A 12,556-nucleotide genomic window follows, 5' to 3' on the forward strand; every position below is an offset into this window, starting at 1 on the left:
TCCTTGCCGCCGTAAGTCCTACTCGGCCCCGGCGTCCTTCGCGTCGGCGTCCTTGCTGTCGGCGTCCTTGGAGTCGGCCTTCTTCTTGCCGCCGGACGCGGTCTTCTTCGCCGCCGCCTTCTTCCCGGACTCGTCGCCCTTCTCGGATTTCTCCGACTTCTCCGACTTCTTGTCGTCCGCTCCGCGCACGGTGACGTGCAGCGAGTCGTTCTTGACGTCGGCGACGATCGTGTCCCCGGGCTCGGCCTGACCGCTGAGCAGCAGCTCGGCGATGCGGTTGTCCAGCTCGGACTGGATCGTGCGGCGCAGCGGGCGGGCGCCGAATTCGGGCTGGTGGCCGTGGGCGATCAGCAGCTTCTTCGCCGCCTCGGTGACCTCCAGTTGCATTCCCTGCGCCTTCACCCGGCGCCGGGACTGGTCCAGCAGATGGTCGACGATCTGGGAGAGGTCGTCCTCGGTGAGGCTGTGGAAGATGATGATGTCGTCGATCCGGTTGAGGAACTCCGGCAGGAACCGCCCGCGCAGCTCCTCCAGCAGCTCGTCCTTGATCTCCGACACGTCGCCCTGGTGCGCCAGGATCAGATGGGCGCCGATGTTCGACGTCATGATGATGACGGTGTGGCGGAAGTCGACGGTGCGGCCCTGGCCGTCGGTCAGCCGCCCGTCGTCCAGGATCTGCAGCAGCGTGCTGAACACATCCGGGTGCGCCTTCTCGATCTCGTCGAAGAGGATCACGCTGTACGGCTGGCGGCGGACCTTCTCGGTGAGCTGTCCGGCCTCCTCGTAGCCGACGTATCCGGGGGGCGCGCCGACCAGGCGGGAGACGGTGTGCTTCTCCTGGAACTCGCTCATGTCGAAGCGGATCATGCGGTCCTCGTCGCCGAACAGCAGCTCGGCGAGGGCCTTGGCGAGTTCGGTCTTGCCGACGCCCGTGGGGCCGAGGAAGAGGAACGAGCCCACCGGGCGGTCGGGGTCACCCATGCCCGCGCGGTTGCGGCGCACCGCCTGGGACACGGCGGTGACGGCCTCGTTCTGCCCGACGATGCGGGCGTGCATCTCCTCCTCCAGCTTGAGCAGCCGGTCCTTCTCGCTGGCGGTGAGCTGCGAGACGGGGATGCCGGTACGGCGGGAGACGATGTCCGCGATGTCGTTCGGGGTGACGGTGACGACGCCCTCGCGGCGCTCCTCGATGCCGGCGAGTTCGGCCTCGACCTCCGCGATCTTCTTCTTGAGGTCGTTCGCCCTCTCGTAGTCCTGGCCGGACACGGCCTCGTCCAGCTCGCGCCGGAGCTTGGCGATCTTGTCCTCGCGGGCGACGACCTCGGTGGAGCGCGCCGCGCTGCGCAGCCGGACCCGCGCGCCGGCCTGGTCCATCAGGTCGATGGCCTTGTCCGGGAGGAAGCGGTCGGTGATGTAACGGTCGGACAGCCCGGCGCAGGCTTCGAGCGCGGAGTCCTCGTAGCGGACCTGGTGGTGGGCCTCGTAGGCGTCGCGCAGCCCTTCGAGGATCAGCACGGTCTCCGCGACGCTCGGCTCCGGCACCATGACGGGCTGGAAGCGGCGCTCCAGGGCGGCGTCCTTCTCGACGTACTTGCGGTACTCGTCGATGGTGGTCGCGCCCACCACGTGCAGCTCGCCGCGGGCGAGGGCGGGCTTGAGGATGTTGCCCGCGTCCATCGAGCCCTCGCCGGTGGCGCCCGCGCCGACGACCGTGTGCAGCTCGTCGATGAAGAGGATGATTTCGCCCTCGGACGCCTGCACGTCCTCGATGACCTTCTTCAGCCGCTCCTCGAACTGGCCGCGGTACTGGGCGCCGGCCACCAGGCCGGACATGTCGAGGGCGACGACCCGCTTGTCCTTCAGGGTGTCGGGTACGTCCCCGATGACGATGCGCTGGGCGAGGCCCTCCACGATGGCGGTCTTGCCGACGCCGGGCTCACCGATGAGGACCGGGTTGTTCTTGGAGCGGCGGGAGAGGATCTCGACCGTCTGCTCGATCTCGTCGGCGCGTCCGACCACCGGGTCGAGCTTGCCCTGCTTGGCCTCCTCGGTGAGGTCGCGGCCGAACTCGTCCAGCGTGCTGGTCGGCCCTCCCCCGGCGCGGCCCTGGTCCTGGCGGGCGGCCTGCTCGGTGCGGGAGGCCAGCTTCCTGCCGTCGACGCCCTCGGAGGACAGCAGACGTCCGGCGCCGGAGTCGGCGTCGTCGAGCAGCGCGGCGAGGATGTGCTCCGGGCCGATGTAGGAGTTGCCGGCCGCCTGGGACTGGGCGAAGGCGTCGGCCAGGGTGCGCTTGGCGGCGGGGGTGAGACCCGGCTCGGCGGACGGGGTGCCGGACTCGCCGGGCAGCACCTCACTGATCGTCTGGGCGAGCTTGTCGGGGTCGACCCCGGCCTGCGCGAGGATGCGGCGGCTGGGCTCGACCTTGGTCGCGGCCCACAGCAGGTGCTGGGTGTCGAGGTCGGAGGTGCCGTCCTCCTCGGCCTTCTGCGCGGCCAGGTTGAGCAGTTCCCGCGAGGACTCCGTCAGCAGCCGTCCGATGGGAACTCGCTGCACAGCAGGGGGCGATGACGCCGGTGACATGCCGAAGAACCGGTTCAGCAGGTCGCTGAAAGGGTCGGAGGAACCGAACGGTGAACCGAACGACATCGACATGGCAGCTCCTGGTGCGCGACGGATCAGGTTTTCACTGAACCGCGATGTCCAGGGCCTCGCAACCCGAGGAAGCAAGCTCCCCCAAGGGATTTCCGGGCTTTCCGCCACCCGTTTGCCGGAGCCTTGCTGCCGCCGTCGGACGTGTTGTGCACACTCCTTATATGTACGCGAGGATATGCATGCGAGGAGAAGAGGAGTCCGGGCATGAGCGAACGTGCGGGCGTTGCGAGGTCGGCCTGGTGGGCCGGACATGATCCCGTGGTGGAACTCCAGCAGTTGTGGGGCGAGGTCAGCCGCCTGGTGGAGCAGTCCGCGCAGCCGGGCGAGCCGTCCCGGCACTGGATGCCGCTGGTCGAGGAGGAGGACGCGGGCGACTCCTATCTGGTCCGCGCCGAATTGCCGGGCATTCCCCGCGAGAGCGTGAACATCGAGGTCGACGGCCGCGAACTGCACATTCACGGCTCGCTCGACGAGAACACCGGCGGAAACGCGCTGCGCCGCAGGGACGGCAGTTTCTCCTACGGGGTGCGGGTACCCGGTGACGTCAATGTGGAGGGCGTCCAGGCCGATCTCTCCGACGGTGTCCTGACGGTCCGGCTGCCGAAATCCCAGGCGGCCACCCGGCGCTCGATCGAGATCGGTTCCTGAAAACCCCGTACACACGAAAGCGACCGGCCCTCGCGGAAAAGGCCGGCCGCTTTCGGCGTAAAGTCCAAGCGCTCTAAGCGACAGGCGTCACCACGACGTTGACGTTCTTCATCAGCGGCTGGTCGCTCTGGGTGCTGTAGTCGCCGATCGCGCAGAGCACGTTCAGCTCCGGCATGTACCCGGCCGCGCAGCCCTGCGGAATGTCGTACGGGATGACCTTGTAGCCGTGGACGCCGCGCTTGCTGCCGTCCTTGGCGATGCTGGTGATGTCGACCTCGTCGAAGAGCTTCAGCCCGCGCTCGGCCATGTCCTCCTGGTTCATGAAGATCAGCGTGCGCAGGTTCCTGACCCCCCGGTAACGGTCGTCGTCCGAGTAGATCGTGGTGTTCCACTGGTCGTGGGAGCGCATCGTGCCGAGCTTGAGCATGCCGGCCCCGGGGACGACGTCGGTCAGGCCGGCGCTGGAGAACTCGGCGCGCTCGGAGGGGGTGCGGAAGACGAGTTCGCGGGCGGGCTGCTTGATGCGGAAGCCGAGCGGCAGCCGGACCCGCCGGTTGAAGTCCTCGAAGCCCTCCAGCGCCTTGGCCATGGTGTCGCGGATGCGGTCGTAGTCCTCGACGTACCACTCCCAGGGGGTGGCGCTGTCGGGCAGGGCGGCGCGCGCCATCCCGGCGATGATCGCGGGCTCGGAGAGCAGGTGCGCGGAGGCGGGGCGCTTCATGCCGACGGAGAGATGGACCATGGACATCGAGTCCTCGACGGAGGTGCCCTGCTCGCCGGTGGCCTGCTGGTCCTTCTCGGTGCGGCCGAGGCAGGGCAGGATGAGCGCCTGCTTGCCGTGCACCAGGTGGCTGCGGTTGAGCTTGGTGCTGACCTGCACGGTCAGCTCGCACTTGCGCAGCGCGTCGAAGGTGTAGGCGCTGTCCGGCGCGGCGAGCGCGAAGTTGCCGCCCATGCCGACGAACACCTTCACGTCGCCGGTGTGCATGGCCTCGATGGTGTTGACGGTGTCCAGGCCGTGCTCGCGGGGCGGGTCGATCTCGCAGACCTCGGCCAGCCGGTCCAGGAACTCCTTGGACGGCCGGTGGTCGATGCCGCAGGTGCGGTTGCCCTGGACGTTGCTGTGCCCGCGCACCGGGGACGGACCGGCGCCCTCACGGCCCAGATTGCCCCGCAGCAGCAGGACGTTGACGATCTCGCGGACGGTGTCGACGCCGTGCTCGTGCTGGGTGACACCGAGGCACCAACTGAAGATGGCGCGGTCGGCGTCGCAGTAGATGCGGGCGGCGGCCTCGATCTCGGCGCGGCTGAGCCCGGACTGGAGTTCCAGCTCCGCCCAGGGCGTGGCCTCGACGACGGCGCGGTACTCGGCGAAGCCCGAGGTGTGCCGGTCGATGAACTCCTGGTCCAGCGCCTTGGGGTTGGTCTCCGACTCGGCGAGGATGGCCTTGGCCATGCCGCGCAGCAGGGCCATGTCGCCGCCGATGCGCGGCTGGAGGTTGAGCGAGCTGGTGGGGGTGGCCCGGTTGAGGGCCATGTCCACGAAGTCGTGCGGGATGATCGTGCGGGTGGCGGCGGCCTCGACCAGCGGGTTGATGTGCACGATCTTCGCGCCGCGCTTGTACGCCTCGGCGAGCGAGGTGAGCATCCGGGGGGCGTTGGAGGCGGCGTTGACCCCGATGATGAACAGGGCGTCGGTCTTCTCCCAGTCCTCCAGATCGACGGTGCCCTTGCCGGTGCCGAGCGCGGCCTGCATGGCGCGGCCGCTGGCCTCGTGGCACATGTTGGAGCAGTCGGGCAGGTTGTTGGTGCCCAGCTCGCGGGCCATCAACTGGTAGAGGAAGGTGGCCTCGTTGCCGAGCCGGCCGGAGGTGTAGTACGACGCCTGGTCGGGGCTGTCGAGTCCGCGCAGGGTGCTGCCGACCAGCTCGAAGGCGTCCTGCCAGGAGATGGGGACGTAGGTGTCGGTGTCCGCGTCGTAGCGCATCGGGTGGGTGAGGCGGCCCTGGTCCTCCAGCGCGGCGTCGCTCCAGGTGGCGAGTTCGCTCACGGTGTGGGCGGCGAAGAAGGCGGGGCCGACGCGCTTGTGGGTCATCTCCCACGTGACGTGCTTGATGCCGTTCTCGCAGATGTCGAGCCTCAGGCCCTTGAGGTCGTCCGGCCAGGCGCAGCCGGGGCAGTCGAAGCCCTTGCCCTCGTGGTTCATCCTCTGGATGGCCTTGGGGCCTTCGAGGAGCTCGCGCTCGCGTATCAGGAAGCGCGTGACGCTCTTGGCGGCGCCCCATCCTGCCGCCGGGTGGTGGTAGGGCTGGAACTCCGGGGCCCGCTTCCCGGCGTCTTCGGTGGGTCGTCCCGACGTGTCTTGACTCATCACAACTCCCTGTGTTCCAGGCCGACTCGCTGCGTGCACATGACGCGAGTGCGGCCCAGCCTAGGTCACTCGGGCGGGCCCGTGACCAGGAACGGCGCCGCCCCACGGCGCGCGTGCGACGTGGGGCGACAGTCAAGTGCCTGTACAGGGAACGTTTTGACGGACTATCGTTCCGCGCGGTTCTCCGAGTGGTGGAACCCGGTACCGGCCTGGTGGTCGCGGACCATCGGGTGCGGCTGGTCGCGCAGTTCGGGCAGCAGCCGGGCGAGGTCCTGGGCGAACAGGTCGGCGAGGTCGCGGCTGAAGCCGTTGCGGCACACCACCCGCATCACGGCGAGGTCCTGCCGGTTGCGCGGGAAGGTGTACGCGGGCACCAGCCAGCCGGTCTCGCGCATCCGGCGGGAGATGTCGAAGACGTCGTAGGACGTGACGTGGTCGGCGGTGGTGAAGGCGAACACCGGCAACTGGTCGCCGCGCGTCAGCAGCTTGAAGTCGCCCATGTCCTCCACCTTTCGGGCCAGCGACATGGCGACGTCACGGGTGGCCTGCTGGACCGCGCGGAAGCCTTCGCGGCCCAGGCGCAGGAAGGTGTAGTACTGCGCGATGACCTGGGAGCCGGGGCGGGAGAAGTTGAGGGCGAAGGTCGGCATGTCGCCGCCGAGGTAGTTGACCCGGAAGATCAGGTCCTCGGGCAGCGCCTCCTTGTCCCGCCACAGGGCCCAGCCGACGCCGGGGTAGACCAGGCCGTACTTGTGGCCGGAGGTGTTGATCGAGGCCACGCGCGGAAGCCGGAAGTCCCATTCCAGGTCCGGGTCGAGGAAGGGGGCGATCATCGCGCCGGACGCGCCGTCGACGTGGACCGGGATGTCGAGGCCGGTGCGCTCCTGGTAGGCGTCGAGGGCGGCGCAGAGCTGGGCGATGGGCTCGTAGGAGCCGTCGAAGGTGGAGCCGAGGATGCCGACGACACCGATGGTGTTCTCGTCGCACAGCTCGACCGCCTCCTGCGGGTCCAGGTGGAACCGGTCGCCCTCCATGGGGAGTTGGCGGGCCTCGACCTCCCAGTAGTTGCAGAACTTCTCCCAGCAGACCTGGGCGTTGATGCCGATGACCAGGTTGGGGCGGGCGCTGCCCGGATAGCGGTCGGCGTTGCGCTGGGACCAGCGGCGCTTCATGGCGAGCCCGGCGAGCATGCACGCCTCGCTGGAGCCGGTGGTCGAACAGCCCACGGCCTGCGCGGAGTCGGGGGCGTTCCACAGGTCGGCGAGCATGGCCACGCAGCGCCGCTCCAGCTCGGCGGTGCGCGGGTACTCGTCCTTGTCGACGATGTTCTTGTCGCGGGACTCCCCCATCAGCCGCCCGGCCTGGGGCTCCATCCAGGTGGTGACGAAGGTGGCGAGGTTGAGCCGGGCGTTGCCGTCGAGCATCAGCTCGTCGTGGACGACCTGATAGGCGGTGTCGGGGGCCAACGGCCCTTCCGCCAGGCGGTTCTTGGGCGGGTCCTCGGTCATTCCGCTCACCGGGCTCGCCTGCCCGGAGAAGGGGTTGACGGCGAGGGCGGGTTCGTCGGGCTGCTGCTGGGAAGTGCCGTGCGAGAGAGGCGACATGAGTGCTTCCTGGGTCCGATCAGCGTCCGCTGGCAGGGGGTCGGTCCTGAACGCACGGACGGCACCGGCCCTGAGAGAGGGCCGGTGCCGTCCGTTCAGGCGGGGTGGGGGCTATGAGGCGTTGAGGGCTATGTCCCGCTCGGCCGTCTTCTGCTCCGGCTTCTCCGGGGCCGCGGGGAGCGTGTCGAGGAAGGCGGTGGTCGGGACGTAGAAGAGGCAACCGGTGACGGCCCTCGAGTAGTTGAGGATCTGGTCGTGCTGTCCGGGCCGCCGGCCGAGGAACATGTTCCGGAGCATCTGCTCGGTGACGTCGGGGGTGCGGGCGTAGCCGATGAAGTAGGTGCCGTACTCGTCGTCGCCGATCGTGCCGAACGGCATGTTCTCGCGGACGATCTTCAGCTCGCGGCCGTCCTCGCCCTCGATCGTGTTCAGCATGACGTGGGAGTCGGGGGCCTTCACATCGTCCGGGAACTCGATGTTGGCGAGCTTGGACCGGCCGATGGCGCGCTCCTGCTCCTCCGTGGACAGGGCGTGCCAGGCATCCATGTCGTGCAGGTACTTCTGCACGATGACGTAGCTGCCGCCCTGGAAGTCCGGGTCCTCGTCGCCGACGTACACCGCGTCGGCGGCGCGCTCCCCCTCGGGGTTCGCGCTGCCGTCCACGAAACCGAGCAGGTCGCGGTCGTCGAAGAACTTGAAGCCGTGCACCTCGTCCACGACCGTGGCGGCGCCCTTGAGCCGCTGGGCGAACTGGCGGGCCAGCTCGAACACGATGTCCATGCGGCGGCCGCGCACATGGAAGAGGAGGTCGCCGGGGGTGCCGGGGGCCTTGTGGCGCTCGCCGTCCAGCTCGACGAAGGGGTGCAGTCCGGCGGGGCGCGGCCCGGTGAAGAGGCGGTCCCAGGCCGCGGAGCCTATGCCGACCACGCAGCTCAACCGGGCGTCGGGATCGCGGTATCCGGTGGAGCGGCGCAGCGACTGCACGTCCTGGAGCAAGCCTCGTACAGTGTCCTCGCCGCCCTCGTCGATGGTGACCACGAGGAATACCGCCGCCCTGGCCGGAGGAACGACGACGGGCTGTGTCTCGGTCATGGAAACCTGCTTTCTGATCAGCTTGCACGCGAGACGAACATAGACGCTCCGGACGGCATGTCGTGCGGATTCGCGCCGACGGCGCGGCCCGTTCCCATCGGCCGCGCCGAATCCCGCGAATTCGCCGTCACGCGGCATTGCGCCGGTGCGGCGCAGAAGGGTTTATGGAAGTAAAGCTGAGCCTTTGCGGCTCACGAAGGCTCATCAAGGCTCACGATGGCCGAGCCGCTCCGGGGCGTCTGCGGCCCCGGCCGCGTCTGGCCCGGTCGTCGGCGAGCACGGCGCGGCTGAGCCGGCCCAGCAGGTCGTACGCGCGGTGCTCGGCGGCGGCGACGGCGGCGGGGTCGACGCCGGTGGGCCGCAGTTCGCCGCTCGCGGCCTCCTTCGCCTCGTACAGCTCGACGGCGGACGCGGCCAGTTGCACCTGGGCCACCCGGCGCCGGCCGGCCGTGCTGTGCAGGGCGTGCTCGGCCTGGTCGGAGACGACCGTGCACAGGTGCAGCGCCTCCCGCATCCGGACGGCGGCCCGGCCGTGCACCAGGAGCAGGGCGCAGACCAGGCCGACGCTGATGCCGATGCCGCTGCCGATGACGCGGTCGTGCAGCAGCCGGGAGGCGGAGACGGGCGAGGAGAGTTCGCTGAGCAGCAGGGCGAGCGGGGTGAGGAAGACGACGCCGAGGCCGTAGTTGCGGGCGACGACGTACTCCAGGAAGAACTCGAAGACGATGATCAGGCAGATGATCGCCACCGGGCCGGGGTGCAGCACGAGTACGGCGCTGGTCAGCAGCAGGCCGATGGCGGTGCCGAGGGTGCGCTGCACGGCTCGCTGCATGGTGCTCCACACATTGATGGAGTGCAGCACGGCGGCGGCGGAGATCGCGGCCCAGTAGCTGTGGCCGACGCCGAGGAAGAGGGCGGTCCCGCCCGCGGCGGCGGTGCCGACGAAGGTCCGTACGGCGGTCGGCAGGAAGGCGGCGGCCCGGCGGCGGCGCCGTCCACGCGGCCTGGCCCGGTGGTCGTCGGCGCGCGCGGCGGGGGCGGGAGGTGTCGGCGGCCGGGTCTCGGGCGGGGCCGGGACGACGGTGCCGGGCCGGCGGGGCGAGCTGTCGCCGGTGTGGGGCTCCAGCAGTTCCTCGGGCAGCGGGAGCAGGGTGTGCCAGCGGCGGTCGGAGAGCATCCGCGCCTGTTCGCGCAGGTGCCGGGCGACGTCCTCGCCCTCGGCGTCACGCCAGGTGTCGGTGGTGAGGAGGGCCCAGACGTAGTCGGCGGAGTAGCCGGTGGTGGCGGGGCGTCCGGGGACCCGGCGGGTGAGACCGACGAAGCCGTCGCTGTCGTCGGGGTCGTTGAGGGCGTGGTAGGCGCGCAGGGCGGCGACGATGGCCTGGTGGCGGGCCTTGGAGGTCTCGATCGGCCCGGCGGCCTCCAGGGCGCGGGCGAAGCACTCCAGGGCGTCGGCGAGCGCGAGCCGCTGGAGCCGCTGCGGCTGGAGGGAGTTGGGCAGGCAGACCAGCCAGGCGATGGCCGCGCCGAGCGCGGTGAGCGCGGTGTGCGGCAGTACGTCGGTGAGGGCGGGCGTGCCCTCGGCGGTGATGGCGAAGGCGACCAGGATCAGTACCGCCCCCAGGCCCCGCAGCCCGGCGTAGTCACAGCCGAACTTGGCGAGTCCGGCGACCGCGGCCATGCCCACCACGGCGGCGAGGCCCTGGTTCCAGGGGCCGGAGGGGCCCACCCAGACGGCGAGCAGTGAGCCGAGTCCCACGGCGGCCGTCATCGCCAGGGCGACCAGCGCGAGCACCCACAGCCGGCTGCGGCGGCGCAGCGGGAGGCTGCGCTCGAAGGTGATGGTGAAGGCGCCGAGGGCCGGGAAGACGGCGAGGTTCGGGTGGCCGAGCAGCACCAGCGGCAGGGTGGGCAGCGCCATGGTGAGCGCGGCCCGCAGCGCGAAAGGGAGCGCCCCGCTGACCTTGGCCATGGCGAATGAGCCACGTGGCGAGAGAACACGGGCCAGTCCAGCAATGAGCTGAGAGGTGTTGCCGCGTTTCATAGATCACTAACTCTAGCAAATCGGGGAGGGTCAAGCGCCCTCGCGCATTGCACTCGGTGAATTGCCGGACATTCCCGAAGAGAAATCCGGCAGGGTGTGAAGCGGGGTGTGAATTCGCCTACGGTCTTCACGCGGCGGAAGTGGCCTTCGGGCCCTCGCCGCCCGGCCCGGCGGCCGCCGGTGGGCAGGGGTCCGGGCCGGGCGGGCCGCTGCGCCGATTGGCTTTTCGGTCAGCGGTCGGGTACACCCATGACGTGCTGTTTCGCCAACTCGAATACCTCGTCGCTCTCTCGAGGGAGCACCATTTCGCCCGCGCCGCCCAGGCGTGCTCCGTCTCCCAGCCCGCGCTCTCCGAGGCGATCCGGAAGCTGGAGGACGAGCTTGACGTGCCGTTGGTCCGCCGCGGCCGCAAGTACGAGGGGCTCACCCCGGAGGGCGAGCGCATCGTCGTGTGGGCGCAGCGGATTCTCGCGGACCGTGACGCGCTGCGGGACGAGGTCGGTGCCCTGCGCTGCGGGCTCAGCGGCCGGATGCGGATCGGCTCGGTGCCGACCGCGTCCGCGGCCGTCTCGCTGCTGACCGGTCCGTTCTGCACGGAGCATCCGCTGGTGACCGTGGAAGTGATAGCGGACCTCCAGTCCGAGGACATTCTCCGCCAGCTCCAGAATTTCGAGATCGACGCCGGAATCACGTATCTGCCGGAAGAACTCTCGGGGCAATTCCACGCCATTCCGCTCTATGAGGAACGTTATGTGCTGCTGATCACCGCGGCCGACGGTCTGGCGCATCAGTCGACGGCGACCTGGGCGGAGGCCGCCCGGCTCCCGCTGTGCCTGCTGAACGAGTCGATGCAGGGCCGGCGGGTGCTGGACGACGTGTTCGCCAAGGCCGGGGCGAAGCCGGCGCCCCGCGTGGAGACCGACTCCGTCGCCGCGCTGTTCGCGCACGTCAGGACCGGCCGGTGGGCGAGCGTCGTGCCGCACGCCTGGCTGCACGTGTTCGGGGTGCCGCACGGCATGCGGGCGGTGCCGCTGGTGGAGCCGGACTGGACGGTGCCGGTGGGCCTGGTGACGACGTCCCAGCAGCCGGGGTCGGTGATGGCCCGCGCGCTGACCGAGACCGCCACGGAGACGGACGTGGCCGGCGCCCTGGAGCGACTGCCCGGCGGCCCCGCGCTGCCGCTGGCGTAGCGCCGGCCGTGGCCGCGCCCGTTCAGGCGCGGCCACCGGGGCGGGTCAGGCGACGGGCTGCGGTTCCAGGCGTTCGGCGCCGGTGTAGACGTTCATCGAGTCGCCGCGCAGGAAGCCGACCAGGGTCAGGCCGCTCTCGGCCGCGAGATCGGCGGCGAGCGAGGACGGCGCGGAGACGGCGGCCAGCATCGGGATGCCGGCCATCACCGCCTTCTGCACCAGCTCGAACGAGGCCCGCCCGCTGACCATCAGCACACAGCCGCGCAGCGGGAGCATCCCGGAGCGCAGGGCGTGTCCCACGACCTTGTCGACGGCGTTGTGGCGGCCCACGTCCTCGCGCAGGCAGAGCAGTTCGCCGTCGGAGGAGAAGAGCCCGGCCGCGTGCAGGCCGCCGGTGCTGTCGAACACCTTCTGGGCCGCGCGCAGCTTCTCGGGCAGGGTCGCCAGCATCTCCGGGCTCATGCGCAGCTCGTCGTCGGCGACGGACCAGGCGGCGACGGTGCGTACCGCGTCCAGGCTGGCCTTGCCGCACAGGCCGCAGGAGGACGTGGTGTAGAAGTTGCGCTCCAGGGAGGCGTCGGGGGCCTCGACGCCGGGGCCGAGGACGACGTCGACCACGTTGTAGGTGTTGCTGCCGTCGTCGGTGGCGCCCAGGCAGTAGCGGATGCCGGCCACGTCGGTCTCGGCGTGCGCGACGCCCTCGCTGACCAGGAAGCCGGCGGCGAGGTCGAAGTCGTCGCCGGGGGTGCGCATGGTCACCGTGAGCGGGCGGCCGCCGACGCGGATCTCCATCGGCTCCTCGGCGGCCAGGGTGTCCGGGCGGTGCGAGGACGCGCCGTCGCGGATGCGGAGCACTCGACGCCGCACGGTCACTCGTCCCATGGTCTTGTTCCTCTCCTCGGGCTCCGGACCGGGGGTTGTCGTCGCCGCCGGAGCCGGTGTGTGGCGGTTGGGT

General features: G+C 70.2%; 8 protein-coding genes. 2 read left to right on the forward strand and 6 right to left on the reverse strand.

Annotation, left to right across the window (positions count from 1 at the left end; genetic code table 11):
- Positions 1-18 precede the first annotated feature (18 nt).
- Positions 19-2,652 carry an ATP-dependent Clp protease ATP-binding subunit gene (locus E5083_RS05985; protein WP_135784544.1) on the reverse strand — a complete coding sequence of 878 codons (2,634 nt, stop codon included), beginning with the start codon at positions 2,650-2,652 and terminating at the stop codon, positions 19-21.
- 204 nt (positions 2,653-2,856) lie between these two features.
- On the opposite strand from E5083_RS05985, the gene E5083_RS05990 reads away from it, so the two are divergent.
- Positions 2,857-3,300 (forward strand): Hsp20/alpha crystallin family protein, encoded by a 444-nt coding sequence (locus E5083_RS05990; RefSeq protein WP_135784545.1) that lies wholly within the window; start codon positions 2,857-2,859, stop codon positions 3,298-3,300.
- A 73-nt stretch (positions 3,301-3,373) separates the two neighbouring features.
- On the opposite strand, the gene E5083_RS05995 is transcribed toward E5083_RS05990, so the two are convergent.
- The 4 genes from E5083_RS05995 to E5083_RS31965 all read right to left on the reverse strand — a co-directional run bounded on the left by E5083_RS05995 (position 3,374) and on the right by E5083_RS31965 (position 10,339).
- Positions 3,374-5,671 (reverse strand): FdhF/YdeP family oxidoreductase, encoded by a 2,298-nt coding sequence (locus tag E5083_RS05995; RefSeq protein ID WP_135784546.1) that lies wholly within the window; start codon positions 5,669-5,671, stop codon positions 3,374-3,376.
- Between the two features lie 164 nt (positions 5,672-5,835).
- On the reverse strand, positions 5,836-7,275 hold the full coding sequence (gad, locus tag E5083_RS06000; RefSeq protein ID WP_135784547.1) for a glutamate decarboxylase: 1,440 nt from the start codon (positions 7,273-7,275) through the stop codon (positions 5,836-5,838).
- A 111-nt stretch (positions 7,276-7,386) separates the two neighbouring features.
- Positions 7,387-8,367: a Dyp-type peroxidase gene (locus tag E5083_RS06005; RefSeq protein ID WP_135784548.1), complete on the reverse strand. Its 981-nt coding sequence runs from the start codon at positions 8,365-8,367 to the stop codon at positions 7,387-7,389.
- 211 nt (positions 8,368-8,578) lie between these two features.
- Complete coding sequence (locus tag E5083_RS31965) at positions 8,579-10,339, reverse strand: FUSC family protein (protein ID WP_279632441.1); 1,761 nt, start codon at positions 10,337-10,339, stop codon at positions 8,579-8,581.
- 326 nt (positions 10,340-10,665) lie between these two features.
- Between E5083_RS31965 and E5083_RS06015 the strand changes: the two genes are divergently transcribed.
- Positions 10,666-11,601, forward strand: coding sequence for a LysR family transcriptional regulator (locus tag E5083_RS06015; RefSeq protein ID WP_135784550.1), 936 nt, complete (start codon positions 10,666-10,668; stop codon positions 11,599-11,601).
- A 45-nt stretch (positions 11,602-11,646) separates the two neighbouring features.
- Here E5083_RS06015 and fdhD read toward each other — a convergent pair whose 3' ends face one another.
- Complete coding sequence (gene fdhD, locus E5083_RS06020) at positions 11,647-12,483, reverse strand: formate dehydrogenase accessory sulfurtransferase FdhD (RefSeq protein ID WP_135784551.1); 837 nt, start codon at positions 12,481-12,483, stop codon at positions 11,647-11,649.
- Positions 12,484-12,556 lie beyond the last annotated feature (73 nt).

The sequence above is a fragment of the Streptomyces bauhiniae genome (assembly GCF_004784475.1).
Lineage (GTDB): Bacteria > Actinomycetota > Actinomycetes > Streptomycetales > Streptomycetaceae > Streptomyces > Streptomyces seoulensis.